The sequence below is a fragment of the Arthrobacter ulcerisalmonis genome, assembly GCF_900609065.1.
GTDB lineage: Bacteria > Actinomycetota > Actinomycetes > Actinomycetales > Micrococcaceae > Arthrobacter > Arthrobacter ulcerisalmonis.
The window spans coordinates 48,473-66,082 of the sequence record NZ_UXAU01000014.1 but is presented as its reverse complement, the minus strand read 5'-3'; the positions used below and the strand labels follow the sequence as shown (position 1 = coordinate 66,082).

Below are 17,610 nucleotides of genomic sequence, written 5' to 3'. Positions count from 1 at the left end.
GGAAGGCGGCTCAGCCGTGCAACGCGCGGTAGGCGGCAGCGGCAGCCGGGTGCAGCGGCACGCCGGCAGTACTGATCAGCGTTTCCGGGCTGAGGAACTGAACGCCCAGGCTCGACTGTGGAATGAGCTCGGAAGCATATCTGACCAGCACCTGGACCGTCCGTTCCACCGTGGGCGCGTCCAGATCCGTGCGGCAAAGGAGCATGTTGGCCGCACCCACTGTCCACACCGCAGGGATTCCCGGGTAGCTGTCGGATGGGACAAGAACCCTGTCATACACCGCCCCGTGCCGCCGCCGCAGCTCGGGTAGCAGCGCCGAAAGGTCCAGCAGCGCCAACGGTACCTCCAGCTGGGCCGCGGCAATGGCGGCCGTCGGAACTCCACCGGACCAGAAGAGCGCGTCAACCTCACCGGAACGTAGGGCCGCGAGGCCGTCGTTCAGGCCGAGGTTAAGCACGACGACGGTCCCCGCCCCTGGTGCCTCAGCACCACCCGAGCGGGTGGCCAGTCCAGCCGCCGCCAGCAACCGGGGCGTGGTCAGGGACGTCCCGGAGCCGGGCTGTCCTACTGCAATCCGACGGCCAGCAAGATCGCCGATGGTGCGGACGCCGCTGCTTGCCCGCACCACGCAATGAACGTAGTTTTCGTACACTTTGCCGAGGGCCACCAGTTCCCCAGGCTGGCCCGGCTGGGTGACGTCGACAGCGTCGGCCAAGGCCACAGCGAAAGTGGCTCGTTCAGCCCGCAACTCGGCCAGGTTATCCAGGCTCCCGCCGGTGGACATGGCCTTAGCAGTGCCCGCCACACCGTGCCGTTGCAAGGATGCGGCCAGCAAGGTAGCAAACTCCAGATAGAACCCGCCAGCTTCGCCGCCGGCAACCGTCACCGCATCGGGACGTGGGGCGTCGGTGCAACCAGTGAAGGCCAGCGAAACGCCCAGCGCTACGCCACCGGCAAGGCCTGCCCTCAGGACTGTCCGGCGCGACGGACAGACTGTCCCCTCAATCACGGTGCTGATCCGATCGATGGTCCGGGCCCGGGACTTGGACCAGCGGAAATACCAGCCGGGCGGACAACCCCTGCGGAACTGCGGCGGCCAGGACCAGGCTGCCGCCGTTCGCTGCGGCCAGTTCGCTGACGATCGTCATGCCCAGGCCCGTGCCGGACACGGACGCATGCCCTGGGGACCGCCAGAACCTGGTGGCGGCGAGACCCAGCTCGGCGTCTGAAAGTCCCGGGCCGTCGTCGGAAATTAACACCACAGCCGTGCCTTGCGAGGACGCAACGGACGCGGTGATGGTGGCCGCCGGCGCGTACTTGATGGCATTGTTCAGCAGCTCTCCCACCATCTGCGCCAGTTCCCCGGGGTGGCACGCAACAAGGACTGGGACTGTTGGCGGGGCCGCCAGAACCAGCCGGCAACCGGCCTGCGCAGCCAGGAGTGCTGCCCGTTCCAGCTCGCCTTGCAGGATGGGATACGGATCCAAAGGCAGTGGCGCCGCCCGGCCCACGTCACTGAAGCCCAGCGCTGCGCCCTCGGAAGACCTGTGCTCGGCCGCGGCCAGTTTCAGGACGCCGTCCAGAATTTTCTCCACCCGTTCCAGCTCCACCATGGCGTTGTGGGCCGCAGCGCGTTCCTTGGTGCCGGCAAGTTCAAGGTTCAGCAGGTCCATGCGCAGCCGCAACGCACCCACGGGGTTCCGCAGCTCGTGCGAGGTGTCTGCGATCAGCCGGCGTTGGGAATCGATGCTTGCCGTGACCGTGCGGGCCATGGCGCTGAACGACCTGCCCAGCTGCCGCAGCTCCGGTGGGCCGTCCGCCGGCAGTTGCTCGGCACGACCAGTCCGTGCCAGCGCCGTCACCGCGGCGTCGAGCCGCAGGACCGGCCGCAGGACCCAGCCCGTCAGGCGGGCCGCGGCCAACAGCAGAACCGCGGCCAAGGCCAACGCGGCCGCGCCCACCAGCACCCATCGGTCGCGCAACTTCTGCCGGGCAGCCGTCAGGTCCACGTCCAGCACCACGGCGCCGAGGACCTGGCTTGCGCTGCCAAAGGGGCGGAACACCACTTCGGTGCCGGAGTCCAGCGGCTCCAGCGGACTCAGATCCGTGCCGAAGATGTTGAGCCGCGCCTGGGCGAGCGCGTTTGTGACATCCGGCCGGCCGGCGTCGAGCCCCCCGGATGTCAGCGTCACCTGCTGGACCCTGACCACCATCCCCTCGCCGTACAGCCCTGAGTAGGTGTCCATTTCGCGTTGCAGCCGGGCGGTGTCGCCGTCGGCTGAGGCATCAAAGGCAACCTGTGCCATCCTGTTCAGCGACGCTGCGCGGTTGATCTGCAGTTCCTGCGTCAACTCCCGCGAGGCTGAGGCCAGAATCGTGCCGCTGACCAGCACCACCACCAACAGGCACAGCACACTCAAGATCCCCAGGACTCGGAGCCTCATGCCGGATCGGACTCCACGCGGTACCCAACGCCGCGCACATTGATGATGAATCCGGGCCTCTTCAGCTTGGCGCGCAGCCCGGTGAGATGGACGTCCAGCGACCGGGAGGACGCCACGAAGGCGTCGCCCCACAGGGCATCGAGAATCTGTTCCCGGGTGACTACTGACCCGGCGTGACGGGCCAGCAGGGCCAGGAGATCGAACTCGGTGGCGGTCAGCGGGATTGCCTCACCGCTGCTGGTGACGGACCGTCGGCCCAAGTCGATGTCAAGGCCGGCCAGGCTGACAGCAGCCGGGTCGCTGCCGCGGATCCGCCCCGCACGGCGTGTCACCGCCTCCATCCTGGCCAGTAGCTCCACAAGTTTGACCGGTTTGACCAGGTAATCATCGGCGCCGGAACGCAGGCCCAGGACCACGCTGCGTTCATCGTCCCGGGCGGTCAGGATCAGGATGGGGCAGTCGGTAACTTGGCGGAGTTTCCGCAAGACCTCAAGACCGTCCATGTCCGGCAAGCCCAGGTCCAGCAGGATGAGCCGGAAATTGCGGTGCACCAGCAGCGCATCAGCACCGCGGGACACCCTTTCGGCGTGCAGACCGGCCGATCCCACCGCGGCCGCCAGGGCAGCGGCCATGGCGTCGTCGTCCTCGACGATCAGCACGTCCATGATCCGTCCTTGTCTGCTCCGCAACTGCTCCGCGACTGCGCCTGCGAGGCGGAAGCCCTGCCAATGGAGACTACCGCGTGCCGGCTGGGACTGTGGCCGGCCCGCTTGCCGAGAACCGCGATTCCTAAGGAAGTGTTAGGAATGCGCCTGCGGCGTTGGCTGTGGCCCGCATCACCCATAGCTTGGTGGAGGTCCTCCGCGCTTTCGGGAGACTGCCCACGCCAAGGAAGGTTCATTGATGAGCACTCAAAACGTAACGCCGTCCAGCGAGGCGGCCCAGACCCGGAGGGCCGTGGGCAACATCCTGAAGGGATCCGCCGGCAACCTCGTGGAGTGGTACGACCTCTACGTGTACACGGTTTTCGCCGCCTACTTCCAGTCCCACTTCTTCAGCTCTGAAAGTGACCTGCAGGCAGGCCTCGAGGCGATGGCGGTCTTCTCCACCACGTTCCTCATGCGGCCCATCGGCGCCTGGTTCTTCGGCCGGTACGCCGACCGGAACGGTCGCAAGGCCGCACTGACCCTCAGCGTGACCATGATGTCTGCCGGATCCTTCGCTATCGCCATCCTGCCCACCAAGGACGTCATCGGCATCTGGGCCCTGATCATCCTCGTGTTCATCCGCCTGGTGCAGGGGTTCTCCGTCGGTGGCGAGTACGGCACCAGCGCAACGTACATGTCCGAAGCGGCGACCTCCCGCCGTCGTGGATTCTTCTCCAGTTTCCAGTACGTGACCCTGGTGGGCGGCCAGATGCTGGCGCTGCTGGTACTGATCATCCTGCAAAACAACATGGGCAACACGGTGCTTACCGAGTGGGGCTGGCGGATCCCGTTCGCGATCGGCGGCGTTGCGGCCCTGGTGGTCCTGTGGCTGCGCCGCTCAATGGAAGAGACTCTCTCGTCCGACCAGTTGCGCGCCGCGCACGTGAAGGTGGCCGGCGAAGCGCAACCCGGAACCATGCGCCTCCTGCTGACCAAGCACCTCAAGCCGCTGCTGATCTGCATTGGCATCACGCTGGGTGGCACCGTTGCTTTCTACACGTACACCAACTTCATCTTGAAGTTCATGAACGATACCTCCGGCATTGCCAAGACCGACACTTCCGTGATCAACTTCTGGGCGCTGCTGATCTTCATGTGCCTGCAGCCCGTCTACGGCATCATCTCCGACAAGGTGGGACGCAAGCCGTTGCTGCTCTGGTTCGGCATCACGGGGGTCCTCTTCACCTGGCCGCTGCTGTCTGCCCTGGGCGGGACCAAGGATCCGTTCACCGCGTTCTTGCTGATGCTGGGCGGGTTGATCATTGTGGGCGGCTACACCTCGATCAACGCCTTGGTGAAGGCCGAGCTCTTCCCCGCCTCCATCCGGGCGCTGGGCGTGGGGCTGGGGTACGCCATCGCCAACTCACTGTTCGGTGGGACGGTCCCCCTGATCGGCGCCGCGCTGCAGAAAGCGGGCAACATTGAGCTCTTCTTCACCTACGTCACGGTGGCGATCGCCCTGTCCTTGCTGGTGTACATCTTCGCGCTCAAGAACAAAAAGCCAACACAGTTGGACGCGGAACAGGGGAACGCCTGGGATGCTGCAGCGCCCGACGGCGGCGCGGACCTTGTGGACGCCAAGCGGTAGGTCGCGCCGGGGTGCTCGGGCCGGGGCATGCGCACCCGAGTCAGGGGTCGACGTCGTGCGTTCCCCGCGTGACGCCGGGGAAGAACTCCCCATGGCCTGCTGCGCGCTGGCGTTTTAGGATGGCGGGGGACCGATCGGTCCCCTGCCGTCACTTTTTTGGGGAAAAGGACCATACCCATGCCGTCGCCGAGACCTGCCGTCAACCATCCACCTCGCAGACCACGGCGGGGGGTGTGGGCAAAACCGTGGGCCGTCCTGGCTGCGGTTGCGTTGGTGGCCGCGGGTCTCTTCGCCAGCGCCGTGCCTGCCTCGGCCGCAACCTACACCTTCAAAGGCGTGGTCAAGGGGAAGCTTACGGCTACCGCAACCCCCACGGCCCTCGGCGACGTGTGGGTGGGTGCTTACACCAACGACGACCGGGCCAGCTCAGTTGCTGGTGTCTGGTCGGCAGCGGACGGGTCCTACAGTTTCACGGTCCCGGCCGCCGGCAGCTACAAGATCTGGACCACGTGTGGGAGCGGAAGCTGCTCGGCTACGTATGCCGATGAGTGGAATGAGAACAAGTCCAGTTCCTACGGTTCAACGCCCGTTGCCGTGACCGATGCTGCACCCACCACCACCTACAACCCACAGCTGGACGCCTTCGCCAGCATGACCGGCAAAGTCACCAACAAAGCCGGGGCGCCTTTGACCGCCGTGTCCGTCTCGGCGTCGCCCAGTGGCGGTGGTCAGGTCAGTAGCACCAAACCCGATGCAAACGGCAACTTTACGCTCACCAAGATCCCGCCTAACCAGGCGTACATCAGCGTCCGGGACGAGTCCGGCCAGCGGCTCTACCTGGAGAAGTACTGGAACGGCACCGCCACCGTTGACGCCTACACCGTGGCCAACGTCCCGGCCGGAGCCGCGTGGACCAACGTGGCCTTTGTCCTTAAGGACGAGACCATCATGGAAGCTACCGTGACCGATCCCGCCGGTGCGCCTATTGCCGACGTGGGCTACATTCCCTTGGTCTTCAACGACGCCACGGGGGCCTGGGATGGACCCCAGATGGGCCCGCTCACCTCTAACGCGCAGGGCAAGATCTACTGGCGCATGACTGTCGGCAAGAAGTACAAACTGTGCGTCGAAGACAACGTCTACGAGGGCGCACCGCGTGAGAAGCGGTACCAGGCCGAGTGCTATGACAACGTCGCAACTAGGGACACCGCGACCGTCTTAACGGCAACCGCCGAAGGCCAGCGCGTGCAGTTCACCATGCAGTTGGCCGAGGCCGGCCTCTCCCTGGCGCCGGGTCGGCCCTTCGTCTACGGATCCGCCCAGGCCGGCCAAACCCTCACCGTTGATCCAGGTGTCTGGGGCCCCGCGCCCGTGAACATTGCCTACCAGTGGATGCGTTCCAAGGACAATGCTCCACTCCAAGCGATTGCCGGCGCTACCGCCACCACCTACGTGCCAACCGCCGCCGATGCCACCTATGACATCTGGGCGAAAGTCAGTGGCAGTAAAACCGGGTATGCCCCGTACTCCACCACGGTGCACGCCGGAAAGTCCGGTGCCGATGCCGTGACGGCCTCCAAACCGTTCACGATCGCGGGCACACCGAGCGCCGGGAACACCCTGACAGTGGACCACGGCACCCTGTCCCCTGCACCTGATTTTGGCCCCTACTACAACTGGTTCGTCAACGGCGTCGAGGACTACCGGACCAACGGCCCCACCTTCGCGGTGCAGGCCGCCGACGCCGGCAAGAAAGTCACCGCCCGGCTCAGCGTCCACGACTGGCCGCTCCAGCCGTACTACGGCCAAGCCACCGTCACCATCGCAGCGGCAGCGTTGACTGCTCCGGTTCCGACGGTTTCGGGGACGGCCAAGGTGGGGTCGGTGCTGACGGCTGTTCCTGGTACGTGGGGTCCGGCTCCGGTGGCGTTGGCGTATCAGTGGTTCCGCAGTGGTGTTGCCGTTTCGGGTGCGACTGCTGCGACGTATTCGCTGGTTGCTGCTGATCAGGGGAAGGCCATGACGGTCCGGGTGACCGGTACCAAGGCTGGATTTACGACGGCGGCCAAGACGTCGGCGGCGACGGCGGCTGTTGCAGTGGGGACGTTGACCGGGCCGGTGCCTACCATCGCAGGAACGAAAACCGTAGGGAGCACTCTGACCGCCACACCTGGTACGTGGGGTCCGGCTCCGGTCACGCTCACCTACCAGTGGTTCCGCGGCAGCACAGCAATTACCGGCGCCACCGGATCAATGTACAAGCTCGTGGCGGCGGACAAGGGGAGTGCGGTGAAGGTGCGGGTAACCGGCGCCAAGACGGCGTACAGTCCGCTGGCCCGCTATTCCACGGCCACTGCCCTGATTGGCTGATCTGCTGCCAGGCTGAGTGCGTTCCGGCAGCCGGGAGAGTACCCAGCCTGGCGTACTATATTGGGCGGATCAGCAACAACCGATCTCGGGAGTGTGCACGAATGGCCAAGGAAATCGCCACCCAACTCATTGAACAACTGCAGGCTGCCGGAGTGCAGCGGATCTACGGAATCGTCGGCGACAGCCTGAATCCGATCGTCGATGCAGTCCGCAAGACCGGTGGCTCCAGCCAAGGTGGCATCGACTGGATCCATGTGCGGCATGAGGAAGCGGCGGCTTTCGCCGCATCGGCGGAAGCGCAACTGACCGGCAAACTCGCAGTCTGTGCTGGCTCCTGCGGGCCCGGCAACCTGCACCTGATCAACGGCCTTTATGATGCGAACCGATCCGGTGCCCCCGTGCTGGCCATCGCCTCCCACATCCCCAGCAAGCAGATCGGCAGCAGCTTCTTCCAGGAAACCCACCCGGACCGACTGTTCAACGAATGTTCGGTCTATTCGGAGCTGGTCAGCACTTCCGAGCAGGCGCCACGGGTGGTGCACAGCGCCATCCAGCACGCCGTCGGCCTGAACGGAGTCGCCGTCGTCACCCTGCCCGGAGACATTGCCGGGCTGGAGGCCACCGCGCCCACGCCGCTGCCAGCAACCTTCCGGCGGGCCAGTCTGGTTCCGGACCCGGCCAGCGTGCAGGAACTCGCTGATGCCATTAACGACGCCGGAAAGGTCGCCATCTTCGCAGGCATCGGCGTCGAGGGCGCTCATGCGGAGCTGATCTCACTGGCCGAAAGAATCCATGCGCCCATTGGGCATTCGCTGCGCGGCAAGGATTTCGTCCAGTACCACAACCCCTACGACATCGGCATGACCGGGCTGCTGGGTTACGGCGCCGCAGCGGAGGGAATCGACGATGCGGACCTGCTGATCCTCCTGGGCACCGACTTCCCCTACGACCAGTTCCTGCCAGACACCCGGACCGCGCAGGTGGACCGGGCGGCGCACAAGCTGGGCCGCCGAACCGACGTCGACCTTGCCGTCCATGGCGACGTCCTGCCCACCCTGACCGCGCTGCTGCCCCTCCTGAAACAGAAGACGAGCCACCGCTTCCTGGACCAGATGCTCAAGAAGCACGACCGGCTGATGAACAAGGCCGTGGGGGCGTACACGCGGAAGGTGGAGAAGAAACAACCGATCCACCCCGAATATGCGGCTTCGATCCTGGACCAGATCGCCGCTGATGACGCCATCTTCACCGCAGATACCGGCATGTGCAACGTCTGGACAGCCCGCTACATCAACCCGCTCGGCACGCGACGGCTGATTGGGTCTTACCTCCACGGCTCCATGGCCAATGCCCTGCCACATGCCATTGGCGCGCAGGGAGCGTTCCCCGGGCGCCAGGTGATTTCGGTATCCGGCGACGGCGGACTGTCCATGCTCATGGGCGAACTGGTCACGGCCGCAGCGCAGCGCCTGCCCATCAAAGTGGTGGTCTTCAACAACTCCACTCTGGGCATGGTCAAGCTCGAAATGCTGGTCGACGGGTTGCCGGACTTCGGTGTTGACGTTCCCGACGCGAACTATGCCGAGGTTGCCAAAGCCCTGGGTTTCCACGCCGAACGGGTCACGGATCCGACCCGGATTGAGGCGGCCTACCGCGCCGCGCTTGCCTATCCGGGACCAGCCTTGGTGGAGCTCATCACCGACCCCAATGCACTGTCCATCCCGCCCAAGATCTCCGGCTCCCAGGTGCTGGGCTTCGCCACCGCCATGTCCAAGGTGGTCCTGAACCGTGGTGCCGGCGAAGCCGTCAGCATGGCCCGCAGCAACCTCCGCAACATTCCGCGCGGGTAGGCCGGAAGATTCCGCGGCCGACGGCGGTGCCCCACCGCCCGCCGTCGGCCGCCCCTGGCGCGGTGCGCGCGCCAGTCGGGGAGACGGCGTCGGGCGGGCCAAAACCGCGAGAGCTCCGGGAGGGCTGGCGTTTCGGTCGCGAGAGCTCCGGGAGGGTTTAGCGGGGACCGCCCTGCCACAGAGCGTCGAACGGTGCGCCGGACGCTACGCGGTTGCGGATGCCGGCCGTGACGAACTCCTTGGCGGTCCGGGCGGCAGCCAGCGGCGTGGCGCCCTTGGCCAGTTCCGCGGTAACCGCCGCAGCCAAAGAGCAGCCAGCGCCGGACACGGCAACCTCGCCCACCTTGGGCGCGCTCAGGACCTCGAGGGTTTCGCCGTCGTAGAACACGTCCACGGCGTCCGGGCCGGCCAGGCGGACGCCGCCCTTGGCCAGCACAGCGGCTCCGCTGAGTTCATGGATCCGGATGGCGGCGGCTTTGAGCGACTCAACGTCGGTAATGCTCAGGCCGGAAAGCGACTCCGCCTCGAAGTGGTTTGGCGTCACGAAGGTGGCCAGCGGCAGGATCTCTGCCTTCAGCGCCTGGTCGGTGTCCAAGGCGTGCCCCGGTTCCTGGCCCTTGCAGATCAGCACCGGATCCAGCACCACGTTGCCAAACGCGGCAGCTTTCAGCGCGCCAGCCACCGTGGCGATCGTGGCGGGGCTGCCCAGCATGCCGATCTTGACGGTGTCCAGCACCGAGGGCGCGCCAGAGGCGGGACCGTAGGCGGCGGTGGTCGCCTCGAGCTGGTCGGCGATCACGTGCTGGTCCACGGGGACGAAGCGGTGATTCCAACTGTCCTTGGGATCAAAGGAGACAATGCAGGTCAGGTTGGCGATGCCGAAGACACCGAGTTCCTGGAAGGTCTTCAGGTCTGCCTGCGCGCCCGCGCCACCGGTTGCTTCTGAACCGGCGATGGTGAGGACGATTGCGGGAAGAGCGGGCTGCGATGCATCAGCTGAAACAGAAGTCATGGCACCATCTTCGCATTGAGCGCAGATCTGCCGCGTTGTGACGCTGAACAGCGACTGACGGTGAAGTGTGTTCAGCACCACAATGGGACCGTCCGGCACCAATCCGCCGGTCCCCATTGCCAACCGGTGCGAGAATTGGGTGACAGTGCTAATACAGCCGGGGCTGCAGGGATCGACGCAGCCGTGAGCGAACCACTTTGAACGGACTTTTCCATGCCATCTTCCTCGGGGCCCGACGCCCTTCCCGCGAACAAACTCAGACCCGCAGCTGGCCCAGGATCGGCGGCAAAATTCGCCTCGATCGGCTCGCCCTATTTCGGGATCCTGCTGGCCTTCATGGCCGTCATCCTGATCCTGTCCAACATCGGCGCATCCAAAGGCGTGGCGATCGGGCCCATCATCACGGACGCAGGATTCTTCCTCTTCCCGCTGGCCTACATCCTGGGCGACGTGATCAGCGAGGTGTATGGCTTCAAGGTGGCCCGCAAAGCCATCCTCACCACATTTGCCCTCTCCGTCTTCGCGTCCCTCTGCTACTGGGTGATCATCGCGCTCCCAGGCTTCGACGACGACTTTGGTGCCGCCAAGCAGACTGCCCTCGAAGGCGCGCTGGGCCCGGTACCGCAGATTGTGCTCGCCTCCCTGCTGGCCTTCCTGGCGGGCCAGACCATCAATTCCTGGATCCTGGTGCGGATGAAGGCCCGCTCCGGCGAGAAATCCTTGTGGGCCCGCCTGATGGGCTCGTCAGGCGCCGGCGAATTCGTGGACACCTTGATCTTCTGCAGCATCGCCGCGTCGGTCATCGGCATCACCGACTTCGGCACCTTCGTGAACTACGTGGTGGTGGGCTTCGTCTACAAGACCCTGGTGGAGTTCGCGCTGGTACCCCTGACGTCGCTGGTCATCCGCTGGATCAAAAAACGCGAACCCAGTTACGGCGCATAACGACGCCGGACCGCACCGTTCTGTGCGCGGTCAGGCCTTGAGCGTTCCATCCAGGAGGTCGCGGAGCTCGGCAAAGTGCCGCTCCGTGGCCTCCTCGTGGAACATGGACGTGTCAGCCATCGAGTAACCGTGCGGTGCCCCGGCGTACACCTCGTTGGTGGACACCAACCCGGCGTCGTCCAGGGCCGCACCCAGCCGGGAAACGGCGTCGAGATCCATGCTGTTGTCCTGGTCTGCATGGCCGAAAACAAAGTGTGCACGGGCCTGTCCCAACCCGAGGTGTGGGCTGTCGTCGGCGTCGGAGGCAAGCCCGCCGCCGTGGAATCCACCGCAGGCGACCACGGCTTCCGGATGCGCGGTGGCGGTGCGGACCGCGAGCCGGGCGCCCATGCAGTAACCGAACGTTCCGACGGGACCCGGCGCAACGCCGTCGAGCCCCTGCAAAGCGCCGAGCCAGGCGTCGATGTCCGGCAGGGCCTTGTCTGAGGTGAGCCGACCCACCCGTGGGAAGGCTGCCTTGCCGGCGTCTTCTCGGCCGTCCTGGGTGGTCATGTCCATGGCCGGTGCGAGTTCGGCAGCCGTGCCCTCGCGGTAGAAGACGTTCGGCGCCAGCACCACGTAGCCCCAATCGGCGATGCGCTGGGCCATTTCCTCGATCCGGGGGCGCAAGCCAAAGGCGTCCATATAGAGGATGACGCCCGGGAAGGGGCCGGTTCCGGTGGACGGGCGGACAACCAGGGCCTCGGCGGTGCCTTCAGCGGCACTGATCTCAATGAGCATCTGGTCAGGATAGCTCAGGCGTAATACTGCCCCAGGGTTTCGGCCTTGAAATCGAAGAAGGTGCCAGCCTCGATCGCCAGCCTGGCATCGTCCACCATCTTCACCACGAACCGCTCGTTGTGGATGGAGATCAGGGTTGCGGACAGCATTTCCTTGGCCTTGAACAGGTGGTGGATGTACGCGCGGGAATAGTTGGTGCAGGTGTAGCAGTCGCAGCCGTCCTGCAGGGGGCCGAAATCGCGCTTGTACTTGGCGCCGGAGAGGTTGAACCTGCCCTGCGGGGTGTAAAAGGCCGAGTTGCGGGCCACGCGGGTGGGGGAGACGCAATCGAAGGTGTCTGCACCGTTTTCGATCGCGGTAAAAATGTCATCCGGCTCCGAGATGCCCAGCAGGTGACGGGGCTTGTTTTCGGGGAGTTCCTCGTTGCACCAGCGCACAATCGTGCCGAGGTTTTCCTTCTCCAGCGCGCCACCGATGCCGAAGCCGTCGAAGGGCATGGCGCCCAGATCGAGGCACGCCTGCCGACGGAGGTCCTCATACTGGGCGCCCTGGATGACGCCGAAGAGCGCCTGGTACGGTTTCGTGGCGCGCGCTTCGGTGAGGTTGGCGTGTTCTGCGATGCATCGCAGCGCCCACAGTCGGGTCCGCTCCAGCGATTCTTCCTGGTAGCCACGGCTGTTCTGCAGGGTGGTCAGCTCATCGAAGGCGAACATGATGTCGGCGCCGATCTGATGCTGGACCTGCATGGAGATCTCCGGCGAGAACCGGTGCTTGTCACCGTTGAGGTGGCTCTTGAACCACACGCCGTCGTCATCAATATGGGCCAGGCGCTCCTTGCCGGGAGCCACCGAATCATCAGGCCCAGAGGTGTCCACCGACTTCATGTCGATGACCTTCTTGAAACCCGAGCCCAGGCTCATGACCTGGAATCCGCCGGAGTCAGTGAACGTGGGACCAGGCCAGTTCATGAACGAACCCAGCCCGCCGGCCTCGTCCAAAATGTCGGCGCCTGGCTGTAGGTATAGGTGGTACGCGTTAGCCAACAGGGCCTGCGCGCCAAGGTCCGCCATGGACTCGGGCAGCACCGCCTTGACGGTGGCTTTGGTGCCGACGGCGATGAAGGCAGGAGTGCGGATTTCGCCGTGCGGGGTGCTGATCACGCCGGTGCGGCCCAGGAAGTCGCCGCCATTTTGAGCGACGTGTGCGGCTGTCGGCGCGCACGATTCGGCCAGCCGGGTACCTATCTGGAAGCCGAACTCGGCCTGCCGTGCTGTGAACGTCGACGCCGGTGCTGCGCTGAGCGCGCCGCCGGGGTGACGGTCCGAAACCGGGGTGGCAGGGGACTGGTCAGGGGCGGGGTTGGCTGGCACCGTACCAGTGTGCCAGCATTCCCCGGTGTTCTGTCAGCTGGCAGGTTCGGGTGTGGGGTACTTCTCAGCTCGCCGAGCCTGCTGAGCTGGCCGAGCTGGCAGAACCCGACCAGCTGTCCCAGCCGGACCGGATGGCAGCCAGCCGGGCCGCGCCGAGCCCATAAGTGGAGGCGATCACCATGGCTCCGCCATCCGGGCGGACGTCAGCAATGACGGGTTGCTCCGCCACGATCAGGAGGCCTTCGCCGTGATCCGCATAGTCGTGCACCGTAAGGCCCACCTGGTGGGCGGTGCGGAACCACACTTTCCCCGAAATGTTCTCGCTCGTGGCAAGGCGCAGCTCGTACGGCTGACCGGCGGCGGGGAGGTCCGACAATCCGAGCTGCGCGATGGCTCCGTTCGTGCTGGAGTCACCCGGTGCCCCTGGCTTTTCAAAAAATAGGGTGCGGCGGGTGGCGTGGGGGTGCCGTTCCAACGCGAAACGGAGCTGGTGCAAGAATGTGAGCCAGCCCTGGGTGATGTCCTCATCCCAGGCGGCCCACTCGGGATCGTGGTCCAAGGCGGCGCGGGTGATGCTCACTTGGGTTCCCTCAGCCACTGGGTGCAGGGCGAAGACGTCACCGCCATTCACTGTCAGGCTGGTGTGGTCTGCGGCCTCTTCAACCTTGTTGGAGAAGTAGATCTCCTGGATTTCGGCGGCAAGCTCGTCTGTATCCCAGCCGTGCCATTGCGCCACCTGCGAGGGTTCGCGCAGCATGGTCCAGACCTGCGCCGCATCAGCATTGATCACTACGCTCAGATTGTTGGTCATAGCCCGAATCTACCGCTCCCGCGCGGGCCCCGGTAGGGGCAATCCGGACCGTCCCGCGGCCAAGCGCCCCGCTGGCCGAAACTAGGCGCGGACCGCCTCAAGTTCGTTGCTGATCCGCCGGTCCAGTTCGGTGGCGTTGATGGTTTCTGACCCGCCGTGGGCGCGCAGGAACAACAACGATTCCAGCCGCAGCAGCCGCCATTCACGCTCAGCGTCGCGGTTCGAATTGTCGATCGCGCGGAAGATTTCCTTGTCGTACAGGTTGGGTTCGTTCAGGGAACGTTGCCGGACCTTGGCGGCCATGCGGGCCTTGAACGGATCCGTTTCCTGGTTTTCGGGGGTCCGGATGAGCTTCTCGTAGACCTGCGCGCGTTCGGCTTGGCCATCCTGCCGGCAGATGTAACTGGCCAGTGACAGTGCTGCCTCCACGGAGCTCCAGCGGCCGGGGTTACCGTCGAAGGGCAGCACGGTGATGAGGTCCGCCACCTCCAGGGAGCGTTCGCCGTCCTTGAGTGCCACATAGAGTTCGTGAGCCAAATCGCTGAGGTCCTTGAGGCAGCTGCCGGACTTTACATTCACGCCCTTGGCCAACCGCTCTGACAACAACATCACGCCGATGGCGTCCGGGTGCGACTCCGCGGCTGCGGCGATCACCGACTCCGGGGTGCCTGCCGAAACCGGGATGAGGGCCAGGTCCTCCTCGCTCGGTCCCTGCAACGCCGGCGGGGCAGCAGGCAGGGGCGGAACCACGACGCCGGGTCCCGTCAGAGCAGCAGCCGCGGCGGAATCGGGCTGCTGTGGCACCTCCGCGGCTGGTGCGTCGGCGATGCGGAGGGGAATAACGTCGTCGGAATGGCGGCTGGGTACGGTGACGGTGCTGCCCACGGCGATGCGCAACGTCCCGCCGCCGGACAGGGTAGCCAGGACGATGGCGGGCGCGCCAAAGTCGTCCCGTTCAATCTCAACGTGATGGATTTCTGCGGTCCCCCGGCCGTCTGGCAGCACAATCTGATGTCCGCTGCCCAGAGATCCAGCCTGCTGTTCGGTCTTGTGCCGTTCGGCTGGTGTTTCGGTCATGGAAGTCCTTAAAGTCTCGCGCGGTCCGCCCTCCAGTCTACAAAGGCAGGCGCCGATAATCAGGGACGCTGGCGCGGTGATGCGGGTGTCAGTACCCCACGCCGGCGAAAGCGATGGCTTGGCGGACCAAGGCTCCGCGACCACCGGCAAACTCCAGCTGCACGCCGGGGCTCAAGACTTCCTCCGGGGTCATCCACGTCAATTCCAACGCGTCCTGGCGGGGTTCGCACTCGCCAGTCACCGGGATGAGGTAGGCCAGCGAGACGGCGTGTTGGCGTTCGTCGGTGAACCCGGTCTGCGATGGTGCTGGGAAGTATTCGGCCACCGTGAACGGCACCGGACTGATGGGCAGTTGTGGGAAAGCCAGCGGGCCCAGGTCCTTCTCCATGTGCCGGAGCAGGGCTGCGCGGATGGTTTCGCGGTAGATGACGCGGCCGGAGACCAGGGACCGGACCATGGTGCCGTCCTCGTCAGCCTGCAGTAGCGTGCCAACCTCGTTGACGAACCCCAGCGGATCCAAACGGACTGGCACTGCTTCCACATAGACCATGGGCAGCCGGGCGCGGGCCTCGAAAAGGTCGTCTTCGGAGAGCCAGCCGGGATTCGGGTCAGGTGTGCGCACGTTCATGGTTAAGTTCTACCCCATCTGCGGCGGGGTGGTGCTGTCCAGGAAGTACTGGCGGGGCGCGTTGCTGGGGCGCGCACGGGACGGGCCTGGGCCGGGTTACGGGTGTCGGCAGCGCGTGCGCGGTGCAGAATGGTGCCATGGCCATCGAACTTGAGGAACTGCTGGTGCCCGATGCCGCTGCGTGGCGAACCTGGCTGGAAGCCAACCACCAGGAGAGTCCCGGCGTCTGGATTGTGCTGCACAAGAAGGGCGGCCAGGTCACCGAGTTGACGTATGCCACGGCCTTGGATGAGGCACTGTGCTTCGGCTGGATTGATGGCCAGGCCCGGCGCCGCGATGACGAATCCTCGTTCCAACGGATGACCCCACGTGGGCGCCGCAGCATCTGGTCGGCGCGGAACGTCACCTACATCGCCCGGCTCGAAGGCGAAGGCAAAATGACGGCAGCGGGCCGGGCCGCCGTCGACGCTGCCAAAGCGGACGGACGCTGGGATGCCGCCTACGCGGGGCAGGCCACAGCCGAAGTGCCGGCAGACCTAGCCGCCGCCATCGCCGCCGTTCCAGCCGCGCAGGCCATGTTCGACGTGCTCACCAGGACCAACCGGTTTGCCCTCATTCATCGCACCAACTCGGTCAAGCAGCCTGCCACCCGGGAACGTAAAATCGCCGGATTCGTGGCGATGCTGGCCCGTGGCGAGGCGCCGTATCCGCAGAAGAAACGCCCGGAAGACACCTGACCAACTCGTCCGCTACGGCTCAGGCGGCAACGGGCCTCAGGTGCCGAACCGCGTTGCGGGGATCCCGCCGTCGTTCGGTGACGGGGCAGGCAATCCGGCCGCGGCTTCGAGTACCAGCCACGCCTGCAGTTGAGTGGAAAGTTCGACGGCGGTCCCCGGCGGGTAGGTCTCGGCGGCGGGTTGGGTAGCGTGTTGGGAGAAGATGCTGAGGCCTTGGTGCTTGGCGTCGGTTTGCCTGCCGCCCAGAGTGTCTGACGTGTCGCTGCTGGTCAGGGTGCGGCGGCCGGCCCAGAATGCGTCGGCGGTGTCCGTGACCAGGCGGGCCGCGATGGCCCGGGTGGGCGCAGGCAACCTGGAGTCCTTGGCGGCGATAGCCAAGTAGCGGCAGAGGATGCCGGTGAAGAGTCCAGCGTCGCCAGTACCGTCGCAGCGCAGGATCGTGGCTGGCTGTGGCGCTGCCTGTACCGCCGTGCTCATCGAAACCGGACTTGGCTGAGCAGGGACAGTCAGTGCACACTCAACCGCCTCGATCAGTGTGCAGGCCCGTACCAAGTTGGCCTCGCCGCCCAGTTCGAGCAGCGCTCCCAGGATGGGTCCTTGGTTATAGGTGTAGATGTTGCGTTCTACCAGGACAGTGCCGTCCGCCCCCGCTCGCGCACCGTCGAGGTAGAGGTTCGCCTCGGCGTCGAACAAGGTGGCGTCCAGCCAGTCCACGAGACCCTGAGCCTTCGCCGCCTGCCCTGTCCTCGCGAAATAGAGCGCCACCGGTGCTGTGGCGGGAGTGTTCTTGAAGTCCCGCTCCTTGCTCCAGAAGACGCCGCCGCCCAGGTCATCGCTGCACGCAGCCTCAAACTGGCCCGTCAGCTTGTGGCCTACCTTCCGGTAGCGGCGGCGGTCGGCGAGCTGGTCCAACCGCAGGGTGGCCAGCGCGAGCCACGCCATGTCGTCGTAGTAGTTATTGACCAACGTGTTGAGGTTCCGGAGCCGAATTCCGGTGAGCAGGCGGGCAGCAAGCCGGGCCGCGTCGGCCCCTTCCGCCGTGGGCTGCGCCATTTCCCGCTGGCCGGCATCCACCAACGCATCCAGGTAATGCGCTTGCCACCAGTAATGCCACGGTTCGAGCAGGTTGCCGCGCAGCCTGGCCACCAAACCCCGCGGGCGTGGCCAGCTCGTTGCGGCCAGGTGCGTCCCGGGCAGGAACAGCAGGCGACCGCCAAAAAGACCTGTCACCGACTGCGCTGCATGGGCGGCTCGCTGGTTCGCGTCGGGGTGCTCGGCAGGATTCATGGCT

15 protein-coding genes are annotated in these 17,610 nt (G+C 65.6%); 5 read left to right on the top strand and 10 right to left on the bottom strand.

Annotated features, from left to right (window positions below):
• Positions 1-10: 10 nt before the first annotated feature.
• From PSET11_RS04390 to PSET11_RS04380, 3 genes are read right to left on the bottom strand one after another with little or no spacing between them, the layout of a single operon-like run.
• Positions 11-1,009 (bottom strand): TAXI family TRAP transporter solute-binding subunit, encoded by a 999-nt coding sequence (locus tag PSET11_RS04390; RefSeq protein ID WP_124090897.1) that lies wholly within the window; start codon positions 1,007-1,009, stop codon positions 11-13.
• A complete protein-coding gene (locus PSET11_RS04385) occupies positions 1,002-2,444 on the bottom strand; it encodes a sensor histidine kinase (protein WP_124090896.1) in 1,443 nt (480 codons plus the stop codon). Before PSET11_RS04385 ends, PSET11_RS04390 begins: the two co-directional genes overlap by 8 nt.
• Positions 2,441-3,109, bottom strand: a complete 669-nt coding sequence (locus tag PSET11_RS04380; RefSeq protein ID WP_124090895.1) for a response regulator transcription factor — start codon at positions 3,107-3,109, stop codon at positions 2,441-2,443. Before PSET11_RS04380 ends, PSET11_RS04385 begins: the two co-directional genes overlap by 4 nt.
• A gap of 238 nt (positions 3,110-3,347) precedes the next feature.
• Between PSET11_RS04380 and PSET11_RS04375 the strand changes: the two genes are divergently transcribed.
• From PSET11_RS04375 to PSET11_RS04365, 3 genes are all read left to right on the top strand, one after another.
• Positions 3,348-4,739: an MFS transporter gene (locus PSET11_RS04375; RefSeq protein ID WP_124090894.1), complete on the top strand. Its 1,392-nt coding sequence runs from the start codon at positions 3,348-3,350 to the stop codon at positions 4,737-4,739.
• A gap of 231 nt (positions 4,740-4,970) precedes the next feature.
• Complete coding sequence (locus PSET11_RS04370) at positions 4,971-7,109, top strand: carboxypeptidase regulatory-like domain-containing protein (protein ID WP_160118960.1); 2,139 nt, start codon at positions 4,971-4,973, stop codon at positions 7,107-7,109.
• 101 nt (positions 7,110-7,210) lie between these two features.
• Positions 7,211-8,959 (top strand): pyruvate dehydrogenase, encoded by a 1,749-nt coding sequence (locus PSET11_RS04365; protein WP_124090892.1) that lies wholly within the window; start codon positions 7,211-7,213, stop codon positions 8,957-8,959.
• Between the two features lie 157 nt (positions 8,960-9,116).
• On the opposite strand, the gene PSET11_RS04360 is transcribed toward PSET11_RS04365, so the two are convergent.
• Complete coding sequence (locus PSET11_RS04360) at positions 9,117-9,971, bottom strand: hydroxymethylpyrimidine/phosphomethylpyrimidine kinase (protein WP_124090891.1); 855 nt, start codon at positions 9,969-9,971, stop codon at positions 9,117-9,119.
• Between the two features lie 213 nt (positions 9,972-10,184).
• Here PSET11_RS04360 and PSET11_RS04355 point away from each other — a divergent pair, with 213 nt between their 5' ends.
• Positions 10,185-10,916 carry a queuosine precursor transporter gene (locus PSET11_RS04355; RefSeq protein ID WP_124090890.1) on the top strand — a complete coding sequence of 244 codons (732 nt, stop codon included), beginning with the start codon at positions 10,185-10,187 and terminating at the stop codon, positions 10,914-10,916.
• A 30-nt stretch (positions 10,917-10,946) separates the two neighbouring features.
• On the opposite strand, the gene PSET11_RS04350 is transcribed toward PSET11_RS04355, so the two are convergent.
• The 5 genes from PSET11_RS04350 to PSET11_RS04330 all read right to left on the bottom strand — a co-directional run bounded on the left by PSET11_RS04350 (position 10,947) and on the right by PSET11_RS04330 (position 15,582).
• Complete coding sequence (locus tag PSET11_RS04350) at positions 10,947-11,696, bottom strand: dienelactone hydrolase family protein (protein WP_124090889.1); 750 nt, start codon at positions 11,694-11,696, stop codon at positions 10,947-10,949.
• A gap of 14 nt (positions 11,697-11,710) precedes the next feature.
• Positions 11,711-13,066 (bottom strand): tRNA guanosine(34) transglycosylase Tgt, encoded by a 1,356-nt coding sequence (gene tgt, locus PSET11_RS04345; RefSeq protein ID WP_377946919.1) that lies wholly within the window; start codon positions 13,064-13,066, stop codon positions 11,711-11,713.
• Between the two features lie 64 nt (positions 13,067-13,130).
• Positions 13,131-13,877 carry an SRPBCC family protein gene (locus tag PSET11_RS04340; RefSeq protein ID WP_124090888.1) on the bottom strand — a complete coding sequence of 249 codons (747 nt, stop codon included), beginning with the start codon at positions 13,875-13,877 and terminating at the stop codon, positions 13,131-13,133.
• 81 nt (positions 13,878-13,958) lie between these two features.
• Positions 13,959-14,954 carry a DUF6707 family protein gene (locus PSET11_RS04335; RefSeq protein WP_124090887.1) on the bottom strand — a complete coding sequence of 332 codons (996 nt, stop codon included), beginning with the start codon at positions 14,952-14,954 and terminating at the stop codon, positions 13,959-13,961.
• An 88-nt stretch (positions 14,955-15,042) separates the two neighbouring features.
• On the bottom strand, positions 15,043-15,582 hold the full coding sequence (locus PSET11_RS04330) for an NUDIX hydrolase family protein (RefSeq protein WP_124090886.1): 540 nt from the start codon (positions 15,580-15,582) through the stop codon (positions 15,043-15,045).
• A gap of 137 nt (positions 15,583-15,719) precedes the next feature.
• Between PSET11_RS04330 and PSET11_RS04325 the strand changes: the two genes are divergently transcribed.
• Positions 15,720-16,319, top strand: coding sequence for a YdeI/OmpD-associated family protein (locus PSET11_RS04325; RefSeq protein WP_124090885.1), 600 nt, complete (start codon positions 15,720-15,722; stop codon positions 16,317-16,319).
• 36 nt (positions 16,320-16,355) lie between these two features.
• Here the strand turns inward: PSET11_RS04325 and PSET11_RS04320 are convergent, their stop codons facing one another.
• Positions 16,356-17,606, bottom strand: a complete 1,251-nt coding sequence (locus PSET11_RS04320) for a glycoside hydrolase family 76 protein (RefSeq protein ID WP_124090884.1) — start codon at positions 17,604-17,606, stop codon at positions 16,356-16,358.
• Positions 17,607-17,610: the final 4 nt, after the last annotated feature.